The sequence below is a fragment of the Micromonospora acroterricola genome (genome assembly GCF_003172955.1).
Lineage (GTDB): Bacteria > Actinomycetota > Actinomycetes > Mycobacteriales > Micromonosporaceae > Micromonospora > Micromonospora acroterricola.
In genome coordinates, this window is record NZ_QGKR01000248.1 from 1 (window position 1) to 16729 (window position 16729).

Annotated in this window: 17 protein-coding genes, 1 tRNA gene and 2 pseudogenes; 8 read left to right on the top strand and 12 right to left on the bottom strand. The window is 68.1% G+C overall.

Annotated elements, in window-relative coordinates:
• The 3 genes and pseudogenes from DKT68_RS22035 to DKT68_RS22045 form a co-directional block, all read left to right on the top strand.
• Positions 1-204 (top strand): annotated as a pseudogene (locus DKT68_RS22035) (hypothetical protein); the annotation flags it as partial.
• A 201-nt stretch (positions 205-405) separates the two neighbouring features.
• Positions 406-482: transfer RNA gene (locus tag DKT68_RS22040), tRNA-Ala, on the top strand.
• Positions 483-1076: 594 nt separating this feature from the next.
• Positions 1077-2339 (top strand): ATP-binding protein, encoded by a 1263-nt coding sequence (locus tag DKT68_RS22045; protein ID WP_109819300.1) that lies wholly within the window; start codon positions 1077-1079, stop codon positions 2337-2339.
• A gap of 342 nt (positions 2340-2681) precedes the next feature.
• Here the strand turns inward: DKT68_RS22045 and DKT68_RS30945 are convergent, their stop codons facing one another.
• From DKT68_RS30945 to DKT68_RS22055, 3 genes are all read right to left on the bottom strand, one after another.
• Positions 2682-3197: a hypothetical protein gene (locus tag DKT68_RS30945; protein ID WP_146218413.1), complete on the bottom strand. Its 516-nt coding sequence runs from the start codon at positions 3195-3197 to the stop codon at positions 2682-2684.
• 427 nt (positions 3198-3624) lie between these two features.
• Positions 3625-4452, bottom strand: coding sequence for a hypothetical protein (locus DKT68_RS22050; protein ID WP_146218414.1), 828 nt, complete (start codon positions 4450-4452; stop codon positions 3625-3627).
• Positions 4453-4792: 340 nt separating this feature from the next.
• A complete protein-coding gene (locus tag DKT68_RS22055; protein WP_109819302.1) occupies positions 4793-5665 on the bottom strand; it encodes a hypothetical protein in 873 nt (290 codons plus the stop codon).
• A 635-nt stretch (positions 5666-6300) separates the two neighbouring features.
• On the opposite strand from DKT68_RS22055, the gene DKT68_RS22060 reads away from it, so the two are divergent.
• Positions 6301-6870 (top strand): hypothetical protein, encoded by a 570-nt coding sequence (locus DKT68_RS22060; protein WP_146218415.1) that lies wholly within the window; start codon positions 6301-6303, stop codon positions 6868-6870.
• Between the two features lie 438 nt (positions 6871-7308).
• Here the strand turns inward: DKT68_RS22060 and DKT68_RS30950 are convergent, their stop codons facing one another.
• The 4 genes from DKT68_RS30950 to DKT68_RS22075 all read right to left on the bottom strand — a co-directional run bounded on the left by DKT68_RS30950 (position 7309) and on the right by DKT68_RS22075 (position 9879).
• Positions 7309-7839, bottom strand: a complete 531-nt coding sequence (locus DKT68_RS30950; RefSeq protein WP_146218416.1) for a hypothetical protein — start codon at positions 7837-7839, stop codon at positions 7309-7311.
• Positions 7840-7891: 52 nt separating this feature from the next.
• Entirely contained in the window at positions 7892-8242 is a 351-nt protein-coding gene (locus DKT68_RS22065; RefSeq protein WP_109819304.1) for a class I SAM-dependent methyltransferase, read from the bottom strand.
• Positions 8243-8605: 363 nt separating this feature from the next.
• Positions 8606-9031: a nucleoside deaminase gene (locus DKT68_RS22070; protein ID WP_109819305.1), complete on the bottom strand. Its 426-nt coding sequence runs from the start codon at positions 9029-9031 to the stop codon at positions 8606-8608.
• The gene (locus DKT68_RS22075) at positions 9028-9879 is read right to left on the bottom strand and encodes an LLM class flavin-dependent oxidoreductase (protein ID WP_109819306.1); all 852 of its coding nucleotides are present in this window, start codon (positions 9877-9879) and stop codon (positions 9028-9030) included. Before DKT68_RS22075 ends, DKT68_RS22070 begins: the two co-directional genes overlap by 4 nt.
• Before the next feature lie 94 nt (positions 9880-9973).
• On the opposite strand from DKT68_RS22075, the gene DKT68_RS22080 reads away from it, so the two are divergent.
• Positions 9974-10456 (top strand): Lrp/AsnC family transcriptional regulator, encoded by a 483-nt coding sequence (locus tag DKT68_RS22080; RefSeq protein ID WP_109819307.1) that lies wholly within the window; start codon positions 9974-9976, stop codon positions 10454-10456.
• 18 nt (positions 10457-10474) lie between these two features.
• On the opposite strand, the gene DKT68_RS22085 is transcribed toward DKT68_RS22080, so the two are convergent.
• Complete coding sequence (locus DKT68_RS22085) at positions 10475-11233, bottom strand: hypothetical protein (protein WP_146218417.1); 759 nt, start codon at positions 11231-11233, stop codon at positions 10475-10477.
• A gap of 98 nt (positions 11234-11331) precedes the next feature.
• Here DKT68_RS22085 and DKT68_RS22090 point away from each other — a divergent pair, with 98 nt between their 5' ends.
• Positions 11332-12438, top strand: coding sequence for a Gfo/Idh/MocA family protein (locus DKT68_RS22090; RefSeq protein WP_109819309.1), 1107 nt, complete (start codon positions 11332-11334; stop codon positions 12436-12438).
• Here DKT68_RS22090 and DKT68_RS22095 read toward each other — a convergent pair.
• A complete protein-coding gene (locus DKT68_RS22095) occupies positions 12420-13187 on the bottom strand; it encodes a GNAT family N-acetyltransferase (protein WP_201749146.1) in 768 nt (255 codons plus the stop codon). The genes DKT68_RS22090 and DKT68_RS22095 overlap by 19 nt on opposite strands.
• A gap of 125 nt (positions 13188-13312) precedes the next feature.
• Between DKT68_RS22095 and DKT68_RS22100 the strand changes: the two genes are divergently transcribed.
• Complete coding sequence (locus DKT68_RS22100; RefSeq protein WP_146218418.1) at positions 13313-13774, top strand: Rv0361 family membrane protein; 462 nt, start codon at positions 13313-13315, stop codon at positions 13772-13774.
• A gap of 66 nt (positions 13775-13840) precedes the next feature.
• Here DKT68_RS22100 and DKT68_RS22105 read toward each other — a convergent pair whose 3' ends face one another.
• The 3 genes from DKT68_RS22105 to DKT68_RS22115 all read right to left on the bottom strand — a co-directional run bounded on the left by DKT68_RS22105 (position 13841) and on the right by DKT68_RS22115 (position 16166).
• Positions 13841-14032 (bottom strand): general stress protein CsbD, encoded by a 192-nt coding sequence (locus DKT68_RS22105; RefSeq protein ID WP_109819312.1) that lies wholly within the window; start codon positions 14030-14032, stop codon positions 13841-13843.
• 162 nt (positions 14033-14194) lie between these two features.
• Positions 14195-15325 carry a DUF4352 domain-containing protein gene (locus DKT68_RS22110; RefSeq protein WP_109819313.1) on the bottom strand — a complete coding sequence of 377 codons (1131 nt, stop codon included), beginning with the start codon at positions 15323-15325 and terminating at the stop codon, positions 14195-14197.
• Between the two features lie 184 nt (positions 15326-15509).
• Positions 15510-16166 (bottom strand): 4'-phosphopantetheinyl transferase family protein, encoded by a 657-nt coding sequence (locus DKT68_RS22115; protein WP_109819314.1) that lies wholly within the window; start codon positions 16164-16166, stop codon positions 15510-15512.
• Between the two features lie 436 nt (positions 16167-16602).
• Between DKT68_RS22115 and DKT68_RS31555 the strand changes: the two are divergent.
• Positions 16603-16725, top strand: a pseudogene (locus tag DKT68_RS31555) (peptidase); the annotation flags it as partial.
• Between the last annotated feature and the right edge of the window lie 4 nt (positions 16726-16729).

The following is a 16729-nucleotide window of genomic DNA, read 5'->3' on the forward strand; positions in this document are numbered from 1 at the left end:
GTGCGCCGCGAGCAGGCCCGCCGCGCCGCCGCGCGCCGGGAGGCGCAACGCCGCCTGGCCGCCCAGCGCGAGGGGGTGCGCAGCGCCGCGATGGGCCTGGACCGGCCGGGAGACCTGCCGGCGGCCGTCAACGGCGCGTCGGTCTCCTACCGGAGGTCCGGCGGGCTACGCGGCCGCCCCTACGAGGCGGGGCGCGGCGCCTGACCCGTCCGCCGTGGGTGCTCTCGGCGCTCGGGTGGTCCCGGCGTCCGGGATGCCCCGATTTCCAAGAAGACGAGTGGATCTTCGGGTGGGCGGGAGCGCCGCGCCGGGGGCGGATTCGCGGTGAGGGCCGGCTACCTGTTAGCCTTGCTGCCGGCCCGCCCGGTGTAAGCCGGGTGGGACCGAAGCCGGTTCGCCGGCGGAGGGGCTGTGGCGCAGACTGGTAGCGCACCTCGTTCGCATCGAGGGGGTCAGGGGTTCAAATCCCCTCAGCTCCACCAAGAAACAGCAGGTCAAGGGCGGGTTTCCGGATGACGGGGAACCCGCCCTTGATCGTTTGACCGCCGGACAGAGCCCCAGACCGTGGCACTGGGCAGCAGAACTCAAGCCGTAAGGGTGAGTTCGGCGGCTGTGGTGGCGCCGAACGCGAGTTGCGCGGTAACCGAGTGCCACCACGACGCGCCGTCGCGGTGGGCTTGTGCCTTCCGCCTAGGGGTTGTGTGCGCTGTGCGTCGACGGGGTTCCCCGGAGACCGAAGAGCCTTGCTAGCTGTAGGGCGCGTTCAGGCTCCGAGAGACTTCCCATGTCCTTCTGCCTGGGGCGTTAAGACCGGCGCTGGGTATGTGACCCGGGCGGACCATGCCGTGAGTGCCACGCCGGACGGACACCGCAGAGCTTCCATCTGCCCACCGGCTAGCTGACCAAGACTGCGGCAAGTCAGTGCGGCCGAGCCAGGTGGCGGTCCGGCGATGTTCCTCGTCGATCAGCGTACCGCCGCATATCGAACGCCACAGGCCCGCGAACCGAACATCGCCGAGCCGCAGATCGAAAGCAGACCTGCCCGCAGATCGTAACCCCGCCGGTTATCATGGCTCGTGCCCACACCGCACTTGATCCCCCGCCACGCCGCCGCGCAGGTCGACGCAGCACTCGCTGACACCCGCGTCGTGCTGATCAGCGGAGCACGCCAAGCAGGCAAGAGCACCCTGGTTCGCATCGTCGCAGGCGACCGGCTCGCCGAGCGCCGCGATCTCGACCGGGCGCAGGACCGGGCTGCGGCGATCGCCGACCCGGTTGGTTTCGTGGACTCCGCCGAACTGCTGGTGATCGACGAGATCCAGCGCGCTCCGGAACTGCTGCTGGCCATCAAGGCGGCCGTCGACGAGGACGTTCGTCCCGGCCGCTATCTGCTCACCGGCTCATCGCGGCTGTTCGGCATGGTGGCTGCCCCGGACGCGTTGCCCGGCCGGATGGAAACCGTCGAGCTCTGGCCGTTCTCACAAGGCGAACTCGACGGCGAGCCGGACGGATTCGTCGACGCCGTCTTCGCTCTCGGCCCCGAACTGCGACACGAGTCGGACGTGACCCGCGCCGACTACGCGGCCAGGATCGTGCGAGGCGGCCTGCCCGAGGCCACGAACCGCGTCGACCCGCGGCGGCGCCAACGGTTTCTTGACGCGTATGTCCAAGCGCTCATCGATCGCGATGTGCGACAACTGTCCGACATCCAGCACAAGGGCGAGTTGCGCAAGCTGGTGCGCCTACTCGCCGCCAGATCCGCGACCATCATCGCCGCCAACGCCCTCGAATCCGCCCTCGGACTGAGCCGCCCGACGATCGCACGATACTTCCAGGCACTGGAAGAGATCTTCCTCATCAAGCGGATCCCCGGTTGGTCCCGAAATCTTGGCACCCGTTCAACTGCCGCGCCGAAACTGATCTTTGTCGACTCGGGCATCGCCGCCAACGAGATCGCGACCGACGCCCGCGCACTGCTCCGGCCGGGCGCATCGTTCGGCGCATTGCTCGAATCATTTGTCTTGTCTGAGCTGTCCCGCCAGCTCACCTGGTCGGAGCAGTCTGCCGACCTCTCCCACTACCGCGACCAGAGTAGGTACGAGGTCGACGCGGTGCTCGAGAACAGATCCGGGCATGTGGTCGGGATTGAGGTCAAGGCAGCCACAACCGTCGGATCCGACGATTTCCGCGGGTTACGCCGACTCGCCGACCGCCTCGGTGACGACTTCATCGCCGGCATCGTCCTCTACACCGGGACCTCGACACTGCCGTTCGGCGACAGGCTCCGCGCATTGCCGGTCAGTGCCTTGTGGCAGGTTGCCGGCCCCCGAACAGGCTGACCGGGGCGCTCGCCGCAGGCGGCGACGGCGCCAGTGCGAGCATCCGCGCCGGGTCGAGGTCTGCCGTCTGCTTGTCCGCGGCGGCCCCGGTGCAGCCCGTCATCGGCTTCGGGCACCGAGGCCCGGCCCTGATCCTCTGCTCCGAAATCCTCGAGTTCTGGTCCCAGCAGCGCCGCCCTGACCGATAGAGGCAGGGCTGAACTTGAGTCGCGCCAGCCGTAGACCCGTCCGTCCATGGCCGGCTGTTGTCCGCAGACGGGCATACCTGGACTGAACTGATTGGGTGGTGGCCGATCGGAAGGGCGCGACCGGCTCGCCACCGCGGGCCACAGGATGCGATGATTAGTCCTTTGAGGAGTCGGGGTCAGGAACAATGCCATCCAGAGCGGCTTCGATATCAGCTATGGGCGTTCCTACGGGAGCGGTCGCAAATTTTACGACTTCCAAATCACGTTCAGGGCGAGCGGTGACCCGCTCAGTGTATACACCGCTTTCCAGTGTGAGGTAATTCTGCGACTGCGCGGATCTCGCAAGGTTGAGTGTCATGATTGTCTTAACCGCAACGTTCGTAATAAGCAAAGTGCCGGCCTGGAATCGGGCGTCGATATCATGGCCGTGCAGGCGTTCGTCTCCGTTGTCGTCTGCGTGTACGAGGTCGCCGTAGAGCCAGGCATAGGCTAACTGTTTGTCTGCTACAAGGCCGCCCAATGACTCCGTAACCGATCCGGTCCTCGACTCATAGCCGATAGTTTTCCGATCACCAGGGTCCAGCGGCCGCCAACCTGCGCGGATCTCTTGGAGTTGGCCCTTGAGTTCCTCTGGAGCGGAACGAAGGAAGTAGCCAAGAGCGCTGGTCACCTTTGAATGGTAAACCGGATCGCCTTGAAGAAGGAACGGTCGGCATCGAGCGGCGAGGGAGTCGAGTGCCTCTTCCTCGGGCAAATCCCATGTCATAGTTGCTTTGCCTGACTGAGGCTCGAACTTGAGCGTGAAGGTACCCCGGGCCCACGCCATAAGCCTTTCTTTGTCGGCAGCGAGGGGGTGCTCCTCTACCCGACGCGCACGTACTATGAATTTTCGCAGGACTGCTCGGTGGCGGATCTCGACGGCATCCGTACCGCCGACAGCGGTCGCGTCGCCTGATGGCTCCATTCGCTCCAACCCTTACCTCCCTGACGGTGCCTGCTTGTAGGTGTCGACGCAGTGGGTCGATCGCTCGCGGACTAGATGCGGACTGCATGGCGGCGGCCCTGGAACGCCCCGGGTTCAGCAAGGGACTACTTCCCTATCGGATCGGCTCCAGGTGGCGGCGTCGCAGGAGCCGGCAGGCCGACAGGAGCAGGAAATAGGTGGCCTTCGCTGCGTTTACGAAGGCTTCGTCGTTGATGGTGAAGTTGACAAATGAGCCGCCGGGAATCTCGGCCTCCACCTTCCGCTTGCTACCGTTCATCAAGGCCCATCCGAGGCCATGCTCGTAGCCGGAGAGCAGACGCCACATCGCCTCGAACAACGGAGCGGACTCGCGCTGGCTCTTGACGAAGGTCAGCTTGGGCAACTCCTGCACAACGTTGACCTTCTGCTGGATCTCGTTCCATCGCCGGCCGAGTGCAGCAGCCTCCTCGCGGTAGGTCTTCAACGACCCATGCGTCGCGTCCCACTGCTCACGCTCCACGATCAGCTTCGCCGCCTCAGGGAAAGCCTTGAAGGCAGCGCGATGGTTACGCTGCTGGTAGTAGTCGTTGACCTCGCACCGAAGCCCTCGCGCCCGGCGCTCCCGCCCATCGTCCGGGTCGAGGATCCACGCGGCGTAGAAGGCCGTCTCGAAGGTGGGCCGCAGCAGGCTCCACGGGGCCCAAAGCGTGGCGCCATGATGCTTCAGCAACGCGAGCAGTGCCTGGTGGTTGTCCCTGGCAACACCCAGATATCGCGTCACCCCGATGTAGGTACGAGGCCCGGCGACCTGCGACTGGTCGAAGGCGCGGGCAGAGAGTACGTGGCGCCCCTCCAGAGAAAGCAAGCCGTCGACCGCCTGGAACTCCTGGTCAATGAGCTGCCAGTACAGGTGCAGGTTGCCGAGGTCCATCGTCTCGCCGGTGGGAACAGGTTCACGCACGCCAGACAGGTTAGGTGCGGCTGGCCAATCCGCCTACCGGGTTACGAAGCCCGCTCGTACCCGCAGTGCCATCCAGTCTGCCGCCGACACCCACACATGGTGGAGCGGACCAGGGCCAGGGTGACAAGGTGGAGCACCTGACCTGACGAGTCTCAATCGCGGCTGTCAAACGGTCTGTACGGTGTTGGGTCTCCCTTCGTCGGGCAGGCTGCTCCTGCCCGGGGTTCTCGGTCGGGTCAAGCCTCGTGCCAGACCTCGGGCGGTAACCTTGGCCGGCATCGTTAGGTCCGGCCGGCGGCAGCCCAGGACCAGCCGAACAAGGCAGCGCTTACGTGCGACGTCAGTCGTTGTCCGGTGCTGGGGTTCCAGCCGCTTGCCGGATGAGGTCCAGTAGTAGCTGCTGGTGCGCGGCGATGTGGGCTGAGTTGACGGTCATCCGATACCGGCCCCACCGCGCCGCGTACGACAAAACGTCAAGGCCGGAAGCGTCCAACAGAGCACTGGTTTCGTCGCTGCGTGGCAGCCGGATCTCCAAGACCGCGTGGCTCCGCCGGGGTCGCACTTGCACGAAGTTGTCGGCGATGCCGTCGCGGGCCAGACCGATGTAGTGCTTGTTGTACTTCAGCTGCATACCCGGTGCGATGGTATTGACCAGGGCCAGCACCTCGTCGGCGATCGATACGGACGCCGACGAGCTGCGTTGTACCCAGTACGACCGGTCGGTCGCCTGTCCTGGCTCGTCTTCTTCATCCGTGCCGAGCCGGGTTACGTCCAGTACGGTCGTGGCGCTCAACGTCAGCGTCCCGCCCACATTGAGGGCACGCATTTGGATGGCAACAAGCGGGATGGCCCGATTGAACAGGCTGATGACGTTCAGGAACCGGCTGGTGATGTCCTCAGCGACCAGCACGGCGACGTGCTCGTACTGCGGGTACCGGGACCGCTCGATGTCCCAGTACTCGATGGTGCGGATGATGTGCGCCTCGTCAGTGGGACCGAGCTGGATCTCCACCTCGTATCGGGTGGGCTCGTCCGGGTCTACCAGGAGCAGGTCTAGCCGGCCTGCACGCGGTTGCCGCCGTTCCGCCTGCATCAACACCAGATCACCCAACCCGAGCAGGCTCGGGTCCTCGGCGATCAAACCTTGTAGCCACTTCTCCGAGAACAGCGGGTTACCACGCAGGCTGACCGGCTTTGCCTTGCGGAACTCCACCTACGGCGCCCCTCTCCTCGTTAAGACGAAACGGCGCTGCCGAGTATGCACCACCCGCGCCCGTCCTTGCATTGACGACGGGGCCTCGCAGCGGGCTAGTCCAACGCCTGGCCGGGTCTTCCATATGGTGACCGCACCTGCCCCCTCCGCCAACGGTGGATCACCGAGCGGCGACGACGGTCGAGGAAACGCAGGGCCCACTCCGGTGACGGCAGCGCGTGTGCGGCTTGTGCACGCGGCCCGTACACCGCGACGATGGGTGCTCACGGGCAAACTGATCTTTCGGGGGACACGTGGGCGTGGCGGGCGACAAGGATTCGACCGGCGCTGCGCGCCTGAAGGACTGGGCTGATGGCCTGCGCGGACTCGCGCCGGGTATGCCGCCTACCTTCGAGTTCCAGATGATGATCCACCCGGGCTGGTGCCCGCTTCCTAGCCACCTATTGCCACACCGCCGCAGGCCCCCGACATGTGCGGCCCGCCTTCCGGAACTTGAGGCGCTGCTCGTGACACCGACCCGCTTCTCTGCCCGACGGTCTTCGTCGGCGGCTCGGCAGTCCTTCCCGGAGCGCGACATCGGCCGTGGAGGTCATCGCCCGCAGAACTGGGTTGTCCGCGTGCATACCCTAGGTGACGTGACCTCCAATTACCGTGACACAACCATCGTCAGCCGCCTACTTCGCGGGCTCGGGCGAATTGAGGAGGGCCTCAAGCTCCAGCGGTCCCGGATCCTCTCGTATAACGAGAGCGTCGCTGTGCACTACAGGGGGACCGACCACGAGCTGAGAGTCCACACCGACCCCGAGATCGATCTCGACTACTACGCTATGGAGCTGGGACGCCTAATCTCTCTCAGCGAAGAGATCGACCGGCTGTTCAACAAGCCTGCCGAGATTGCTCGGGCTCGCGCCGCCTTCCTAATGGTGGTGCCGCAGGCCAAGAACATCCGTAACGCGGTCACTCACTTCGACGATCGCCCGCGACTGGACACCGTGGTGTTTCTCGGTGGGGCCATTCGGCGCCTCCACTCAAATGGACGAGTCGAGCACCTGGTCGATGCCAGATATGAGCAGCATGATGCCGCCCTGTCCCTCGTTGGCGTCCTTGGACAGTGGCTGCGTGGTCGCCTACACGAAGCTCTCGCCGCCGACCCCGCCGCACCGCTCCAGGAACAAATCCGCAACCGGGCCGCTGACATCGGTTGAGCGAGGACCCGCCATGGTCGTGTTTGCACTCCCGTTGGAGCCATCGCCGAAGAAAGCACTCGGCACACAATGCTCGTGACCAGCGGGCGGAGAAACACCAAAGGGGCCACGCCACTACGTCGGATCCCGAGACGAAGTCTCGGGATCCGACCAACTCTCAATGTACATGGTGGACGCGCTACCCCGCGACCACCAGGCCATCGATTCTCCCTTCTCGGTAGCCATGCCGCGGGATGCCTTCCAGTATGAGATCAGAAGGCGGTCGCCCGCGCTTGCCCCGGATCACGCTCGTGACTCCGTCCGCGGGCACGAGCGCCACTTCGTTGGCCGTGGATGGTGCCGTGGGATCAGCACTCGGCGACCTTACTGTCTGGTACTCACCGAGCTTGCGAGTACACATCACTTCCGGTCCGTCTCATGCCGCAGCGGCATAAGAGTTCAGCGTAGATCGCCGAACGCAATTGTTTCCTTGATATACGAGAAGAACCTTTGAAAGCCGGCCGCGACGCGCGTGCAACGCTTGAGATTGTATGACGGCTGACTCAAGATAAAGTTCCTAATGGAGTCTGACCGGAACGCTGATGCTGCCTTTGCTCTTAGCAGATCGGGAAGCGTGGAGCCCTGATGCTCCGCCATAGCCTCAACCACGTCTAGATCGCCGAGCGTCATCAGTTCTACGGGCGCGACGCCGGCTTCTTGTAGAATGCCCCGCCTGCGAAGCTCGTCTCGGACAATTCCTGTCACTATGAAATTATTAGGAAATCCCTCGGTCAGAACAATGACGGGAAAGAATTCTCTGGCTCTCATGCCTGGCTGGCCTGCCAGTCTGGCAGGATGAGATCGCAGATGAATAATCGTTTCGGATACTTGGCTCGCCTCCGCGATTACCATCTCAACATCGCGCTCAAGGCCGGTGATAGAAGAAGCGTTCACTGTATGCCTTTGAGGTGGCGTGGTAGTGACCTCCACGACAACCCAAGCATCGCCGTAGTCGACGGCGATGTCGGCGACAGAGCTGCCCCTATAAGCCTTTTTCAAATGCCTGTCTAGATAAACGCGCTGGGCTTGAAAGCGGCCCGTGATCGTCGGCCCGAAGGAAGGTGCCGGTGGGCACCAGGTGGCGTGCGCGCTCAATCTGCACATCACTGATGTCGACGCCGGTGACGTGGTGTCCAGCGTCGGCGAGGAAGCGGGCGACCGGCACGCCACAACCGCATCCGAGGTCGAGGGCCGCTGCTGAGGCAGGTAGGCGCCGGTGTAAGCCGACGAGCCACGGAGCGTACTGACCGTCGTCGGCGTCGTCCGCCCGGTAGCGGTAGGAGAGTGCGTCGTACCCGCGTCGGACCAGGTCCCGCTCATCGTCGCTGCCCATCCGGACGACGCTACGAGTGTCGGTGCCGCTTGCCGATTCATTTATCGGCGCGGGGCCGCCGTTGAAGTCATGTCTCCCGTGACCTGGCGGTGTGGGTCATGTCAAGCATCTGGTGGACGCGATTGTCAGGCATGTCCCGTGACAGGACAGTTTCGCCCGGGAGCGGTAAGGGCCGTCACACGTTGAGAGGTGTTGGCGACGGTTGCGCAGGTGGGTCAGGGCGTCAGTCTGATTGAGAGCGATCTATCAACTCCGAAGGTGGGGTTCAAATCCCCTCAGCTCCGCCCCAGATCAAAGGCCGTCTCCCAGTGCGGGGGACGGCCTTTCGATCCTGTGCGGCAGCGGAGGCAACGCCTCCGGCGACTAGTAGTGGTTGTCGATCGGCCGGCGCGCCTCGTCGAACAGCGCGGGGCCCTCGTACCGCACCGGGGGCAGTGGCGGGGTGGCCGGCTTGACCTCCTCGAACTGTTCGGCGGACAGGGCGTACACGACCCGCCCGAGGCCGGACCGCTCGATCGCGGTCGCGCACATCGGGCAGGGTTGGCAACTGGTGAACATGGTGGTGCCGGCCGCCGTCTCCGGGGCGAGTTGCCGGGCGGCCCAGCGGGCCAGCTTCAGTTCCGGGTGGGCGGTGATGTCCGAGTCGGAAACCACGGTGTTGTGGTCCTCGGCCAGGATTGTGCCGTCCGCACCGACGAGCAGGGAGCCGAACGGGCGTTCGCCGGATGCTCCGGCCTCGTTGGCGATGTCCACGGCGCGGCGGAGAAAGGTCTCGTCGTCGGGCGTCATCTGGCCTCCTGGGATTTGTGGTACGCGGCCACGGCCGCGAGGGTCTGCCAGGCGCGTTCGGGCTGGCGGATCTCGGTCAGGTCGCCGTTGAACGGGTCGAGGACCACCGTCTCCGCGCCGAGCAGTCGGATCTGGTCGATGTCGGCGATGATCTGCTCGATGGTGCCGACACCGGCGGGCCGGTCCGGGGCGGTGACCGGTTCACGGGTCTCTTGAAGTGCCATGCGCGGCATCAACGCGGGCACCGGGCGACCCATTTCGTCGGCGATGGCCTTGAGCCGCTCGGTCGCCTCCACCAACCATCCGGGCGTGAACCGCAGCGGGTGCCACGCGTCACCGAGTCGTACGGCGCGTCGCATGCCGGCGTCGCTGTTGCCGCCGACCCAGATCGGGATCGCCTGCGTGTCGTAGTCGTCGGTGTCGCGCCAGGCGTCACGCATGGCGTTCAGGTACTCGTCGGTCAGCGCGCCACGTCGGCGGTACGGCACGCCGAGCGCCTCGAACTCCTGCCGGGCCCAGCCGACGCCGACGCCGAGGACGAGCCGGCCGCCGCTGAGCCGGTTGAGGTTCGCCGCCATCCGGGCGGTGAGCAGCGGGTGCCGGTACGGGACGATGAGCACGGTGGTGCCCAGCCGGACCCGGCGGGTCAACGCGGCCAGCCACGACAGCGTGGTGAACGGCTCGTAGAACGGCGCGGGATACTGCTCGGCCACGTCCGGGGTCACCGCGATGTGGTCGGAGACCATCAGCAGGTCGAAGCCGAGGCCCTCGACCGTCTGTGCCCACTGCCGCAGCATCTCGGGGTCGGTGCCCGGGGCGAAGTTCGGTACGTTCACGCCAATCTGCACAGGTTCGAGGCTAGTGAGCGTGGATCCGGCTTGTGAACATCCTGTTCACGGACCTTGGTGGCTCCCACCGTGGATCCACCGCTAGTTTTGGCGAATGTCCGAGGATCTTGATGCCGTCGATTGGTCGATCCTGATCGAGCTGCAGAAGGACGGCCGCGTGCCGATCACCGAGCTCAGCCGGCGGGTCAGACTGAGTGCGTCGGCCACCAGCGAACGCGTGCGGCGGCTGGAGGCGACCGGTGTGATCACGGGCTACCGCGCCGAGGTCGACCTGACCAAGGCGGGCTTCGCCGTGCTCGCGGTGGTGCGGCTGAAGTACCCCGGCAGCCGGCACGACCCGCTGCGCCGCCTGCTGGAGCAGCGGTCGGAGATTCTGGAGTGCCTGCGCACCACCGGAGACGACTGTTACGTGCTGAAGGTCGCCGCGACGTCCATGGCGCACCTCGAACTGATCGTCAACGAACTCGCCGCGTTCGGCAGCACCACCACCAACGTCGTCTACAGCGCCACCCTGCCCTATCGCGGCCCGCGCCCGACGCGGCCCACTCGCGACCCGTCAACCAATCCGGTCGTGTAACCCCCCAACACACACAGGTCAGAAGAACCGTTCAGTCGTCACGGGTATCAGGCCGCGCTGTCGCAGGGCCTGCGTCAGCTCGTGGAGGACCGACCCGACCCCTGTGGAGGGGCCGTCTCCCAACAGGACGGTCACGTCGAGGCACCAGGCGACGTCTCGACCAACCCGGCGCACGTCCCAGGCGAACTGGTGGCCGCCCTGATCCAGGTGACCGGCGACGACTGACCCCGGAGAACGTGGTGCGCCGTCGACCCTCGAGTGCCAGAGCGTCCTGAGGCTCGCCACCTGATCCTCCCGGAGATCCTTAGCGAAGAGGACGCGGTAGACGCGCCGTTCGTGGAACCCGGTGGGTGGGTGCGCGGGACCGAGCCGCAGCGGCGGAGCGGTGGCGATCGGCTGGTGGTCGCGGAAGTACGTGCGCAGGACCGCTTCGGGCGGCAACTGCCCGCCGCCGAGCTGGCGGTAGATGCGTTCGGCCGCACCGCGCGACGTGGGAACCACCCTCGCCAGCAGTTCCCGATCGGTGCGCATGCTGCGGCTGAGCGCGGCGGAACTCCACCAGCCGTCACCTGACGGCGTCCAGCCCGCGCTGTCCAGCCCCACCGTCGAGAAGTCAGCGGTCCGGTCGAACTCCTCGACGACGATTCCCTCCACCTCGGCGGCCGGATCGTCGGCGCCCGGTTTCGCGAGGATCAGGTAGTAGTCGAGCGGCAACCGCGCCTGCACGGCCGTCGTTCCGTCTGCTGCGCGAAGCGGTCCGGCAGCCATCAGCGACATCCTCCGCCTTCCGTCTGTCGGGGGACAGGGGCAACCGTAGCGAGGGAGGGCGGGTCCACAGGGCGACTAGCATCCGCGTGTCGACGTGAGGAGCCCACATGACATCCACGGCCCAGACCCGGTTCGGCCTCGTCGGCAGCGGATGGCGGGGCGAGTTCTTCCTTCGCCTGGCGCGGCTGCTGCCCGAGCGGTTCCGGGCGACCGGCGTCGTCACGCGTACCGAATCACGGGGTGCCGCGGTCGCGGCCGCGTGGGACGTGCGGACCTTCCGCACGACGGCCGACCTGCTCGCCCACGAACGGCCGGACTTCGTCATCGTGTCGGTGCCCTGGTCGGTGACGCCCGACGCGACCCGTGAGCTGGTGGCGGCCGGCGTGCCGGTGCTCGCCGAGACGCCGCCGGCGCCCGACCTGGCCGGCCTGCGGTCGCTCTGGTCGGATGTCGGGGACAGCGGCCTGGTGCAGGTCGCCGAGCAGTACCTGCTGATGCCCGGGCACGCGGCCCGCTTGGAGCTGGTCCGCGCCGGGGTGCTCGGTGAGCCGACCTCCGTGCAGATCTCCTCGACCCACCTCTACCACGCGGTTTCGCTGATCCGCGGCCTGCTCGGCGTCGGGTACGACGACGCCGAGGTCAGCGCGCGGGCCTTCGTCGCGCCGCTGGCCAACCCGCTGTCGCCTGACGGCTGGAGTGGCGACGCCACGCCGCAGCAGCTCACCACCACCCTCGCGACCATCGACTTCGGCGGCGGGCGGATGGGGCTGTACGACTTCACCGACAACCAGTGGTGGAACCCGCTGCGCGCCCGCCGTCTGGTGGTCCGGGGCTCGCTCGGCGAGTTGGTGGACGATCGCGTCGTCCGCCTGGCGGACCCGACCACGCCGGTGGAGTCGTCCCTGGTGCGCCGGCAGACCGGCATCGACCTGAACCTCGAAGGGCTCGACCTGAAGCACATCAGCTTCGACGGACGCCCGGTCTACCGGAATCCGTTCGTGGGCAGCGGAATGTCCGACGACGACATCGCCGTGGCCGACATCATGGCTCGCGCCGGCGCCTGGGCACGTGACGAGGGCCCGGCGCCGTATCCCCTGGCGGAGGCCTGCCAGGACCACCTCATCAGCCTGGCCATCGAAGAGTCGGTACGCGCCGGCCAGCCCGTCGTCACCACCAGGGAGGCCTGGGCCGACTCCTACCGCACGCCGCGATAGTGATAGCCGGCCAGCTCGCCGAAGCCGGCCCGCCGGTACAGGCGCTGAGCGGGGACGTTGTCCTGCTCCACCTGGAGATACATGGTGTCGGCGTGGTGTCCGCCAGCCCACTCGGCGAACGCGGCGAGCACACTTCGGGCGGCGCCTCTGCCCCGCGCCCGGGGCGCCGTGGCCATACCGAACAGCCCCACCCAGCCGGTGTCGACCACGGCGCGACCCACCGCCACGACGGCGCCGCCGATCATCGCGCTGGCGTAGGCGGACGGAGCGTTCACGCGCCGCAGCATGTCCCACTCGGGAGCGGACGTCCCACCGCGACCGTGCACGGCGCTCCAGACGTCGAACCATCCGCTCGTCGGCTGATCGTCCAACCGGACCCGCAGCGAGTTGGCCGGCGCGTCGCAGAGGACGCGAACCGCCGAGGCCGTCTGCAACGACATCGGGCTCTCAGCGCGGTAGCCGCGCTCCGCCAGCAGGGCGTCGAGGCCCGGGGGGCACGCGCCCGGGGTGATCTGGAACCGCGCGGTCGCGCCACGGTCGGCGTAGAACTTCTCCGCACCGGTCACCCTGCAAGCCAGGGCGGCCCGTCCGCCGTCGCCGTGTGGCAGCACCGTCTCCACCCACCAGGCGCAGCCCGGGGCGTGGCGCAGCCACCACCCGTCGCTGTGCTCGACGGTCGACGCCGGGAGAGCGCGAGCTGCCCTCTCCTGTAGGCCCCGCACCGTCTCCGGGCCGCTCTCGGCGCCCAATGCCGACACCTCCTCCGACGATCACCGAACCAGCAGGATTCTGGCGTACTCGAGGCAGCTCATCGAGATCGAGCTGTGTTCCGCTCGTGCTCGGGATCTGACTCGCCGTGGCTAGCCTGCCGGACATGACGCCACCGCCGTACGCGCCGCCGCCCTGGCCTGTCCGCCAGCGAGGTTGGGGGCCCTGGGCCGTCGCCGGCCTGTGCGTGGCGGCGTTCCTGTTGGCGGCGTCCCTGCCGTGTCTCGGCTTTCTGGTGTTGGCGTACGGCGGGCCGGACATCGACGAGCCGCGCGCCGCAGCCGACCGGTTCGTGCAGCACCTGGAGCGGGGCGAGGACGACGCCGCCCACCGCTCGATGTGTTCGGAAGTGAGGGATCGGATCAGCGTCGTGGAGTTCACCCAAGCGGTGGAGCGGCGGGGCCGGCCGGTTTCCCACGAACTCGGCAGGGCTTCATTCGGCGATGAGGCCGGCAACCGTGCTCACGTGACTGCGCGGCTGACCAGCCGCTCCGGTGCCACGACGTCGGTGAGTCTCTCCGTCACGACCGAACCCGCCTGGAGCGTGTGCGGCGCTACCGTCGACTGACGCGGTCCTGCGACCGATCGGGCGGCGCCCCCGCCGGGGACGGTGGGCGCGCCGCGTTGTCGCGGGTCAGCTGGTGAAGTCTTCCGGAACGTCCCGCGCGTCCTCCTGGACGTGCTCGCCGGCCTTGTTGCCCCGGATCTCGTCTCGCTGCGCCACCCGCTCCGCCTGCGACCGCTCGTCCTGGGTCATGTTGCCCACCTGGGCCCTGGCGGGGCCGGCCACGCGCTCAACGTTCTCGTTCGCCCTCTCCAAGCTCATGTCGTCTCCCTCTCGTCCTGGCGGGACCGGGCGATCCGCCTCTCCTGACCCGCGTCCCCGCCCTCCGTGGGGGAAAACCCGGTCCGCTCCGGAACCGGTCAGTGAGGCAGGAAACGTGCGGTCAGGGAAGGTACGGCTGCCGCGATTCCCTCGCCGCAGGTGTCACGGCTTCCAGGAGCCGGCGGTCTCGAACTCGTGCTGGTACTCCAGCACGCCGTTGGTGTCGGCCACGTCGAACACCACGCTGCCGGTTCGGGTGGTGCCGACGGTCAGGCCGTTGCCGGCCGGCATGGGTTTGCCGCAGCCGGAGAAGGCCCCGGCGATGGCGTTGGTCTCGGTGCCGTCGGCGGCGACCCACTGGAAGAACAGCGGGTTCACCGAGCCGGTGCCCTTGGTGACCCGGACCGTCACGTCCGCGATCACGTACATGCCCTCGTCCGGCTTGAGGCCGTACGACTTGCAGGGCTTGGTGGCGGTGCTGAACTTCGTCACCGTGATCTCGGTGGTGCCGCCGTTGTCGTCGATGACCAGGGTGTCCCCGGCCGGCATGTTGCGGGTGTCGTCGTCGGTCGAGGACGGGGCGGGTGCGGGGGTGACGCCCGGCGGCTGCCCGACGCCCCGGGTCACGCCCGGGGTGGGCAGCGCTTCGGTCACCTCGTTGGCGGCCCGGTTCGCGCCGATGACCACCGCCACGATGCCGCCGGCGCAGCACAGCAGGGTGAGCACGGCCGCGGTGACCGCGATGACCACCACGGTCTTCTTGGAGCTCTTCGCCGGAACGGGTGGCGGCATGGTGAGCGGATAGCCCGGACCGCCGGGTGGCGGGTAGCCGCCACCGCCCGCCGCCGGGTACGCGTCGCCGGAGAACGGCGGTTGCGGCCAGGCCTGACCGGGTGCGGTCGGATAGGGCGCGCTGGCGTAGGGCGGCTGCGGCGCGCCGGGGTACGGCGTGGGTGGCGGCGCCCACTGATCCGGTACGCCCGACAGTGGCGTGGGTGGCGGCGTCCACTGCCCCGGTACGCCCGACTGTGGTGTGGGCGGTGGAGTCCACTGGCCCGGTACGCCCGGCTGCGACACCCCGGACACCGGCACTCCGGGAACCGGCGGCCCGGACACCGGTGGCTGCGGTGCCGTCCCCTCCGCCGACCAGGGGTTCGGTGGTACGGGCGCCTGCGGGATCGTCGGGTCGGCGGCGGACTGCGGCTGCGGTGTCGCCGGGAACGGCTGCGTCGGCGGCTCCGGGTTCGGCTGCTGGGGGTCCTGCGGCCCGACGGGGGGCTGGGGGTGGGTCACCGTACTCCTTGACGCCTCGGTACGTGCGGTTCGGGAACCCGCCGACGTTACCGCGCGTCGTCGATCGCCCGGTCGCCGCGCCGGAGCCCGTCCCACGCCCGCTGGGAGGCGGGACGGATGCGCGGGGACGCACCGGACCGGCCAGCATGGACGGTCTCCGGCCGGCTCGCCCGGCGCCGCGTTGTCAGGGGAGCGCGAGCACGGCGGCGGTGCGGACCAGCCCGTCGGCGACCACGAACCGGCCGGTGACCGTGGCCGGTGGGTCGGCGACGGTGGCCGCGTCCAGCCGGGCCCGCGCGATGCGGGCGGTGAACGTGCCCGCGTCCGGGTCGAGCTCCAGCCGGGCGTCGTGGAAGTCGAGCCAGCTTCCGACGACCGGATACCAGACCTTGTAGACGGTCTCCTTGGCGCTGAACAACACGACGGGCCAGGAGACGTCGCCGGGCAGCCGGGCGCAGGTCTCCTCCTCCTCGGGCAGCAGCACGAGTCGGCGTACTCCCGCATTGATCTCGCGGTGCTGCTCGGCGTCCATGCCGACGGACCGGATGTCGGTGCTGCGCGCCGCGGCGGCGGCGCAGTAGCCGGTGGTGTGGGTGATGCTGCCGACCACTCCGGCCGGCCAGAGGGGCGCACGGTCGGCGGCGGCCGGCACGGCGGCCGCCGGCAGGCCGAGACCGGCCATGGCCCGGCGGGCACAGACGCGCCCGGCGGTGAAGTCCCGCCGACGGGTCTGTACCGCCCGCTCGCCGAGGCAGGCCTGCTCGGCGGCGAGCAGCTCCCCGGCCCAGTCGTCCGGACCGGCGACGGCTACGGCGACGGTTGCCGGCAGCAGGTCACGCATCGCCGGCTACCGGCCGGTAGGAACGGATGCGTTGCGCCGACACGGCGTCGACCGTCAACTTTCCGACTCTCACGAGGGGAGAACGTACCGGAAGGATGTAACACCGGAGGGACGCGTAGCGCTCGCCCTGATGGCATCCGGGGGGACCACCATCAACCGCTGGCCGGGCACGGCAACTGCCAGTCCGGCGGAGACCTGGAGAGGACGTGCGATGACCGATGGTGCGGAACGGCCGGGGGGCCGTGCTGACGACCACGCCCCGACGACGCCCGGCTGGAGCTGCGGCTCCTGTGGCGACGAGTGGCCGTGCGCGACGAAGCGCAGCCGGCTGCTGGCGGAGTACGGCGGTGACCGGGCGATGCTCAGCGTCTACCTGGGTTCCTGCCTCGCCGCCGCCACGGAGGATCTGCGCGCCGCCCCGGTGATGTCGCTCCAGGACCGCTTCATCGGCTGGTTGCCGCGCGGCTCGCGCTGGGTCTGGACCAGCGTCGGCGGCGTGCTGGCCGCGGTGGCCGGCGTGGTCGGCTTCGCCATGACCCGGCGGCCCCGGCGCGGCTGAGCCC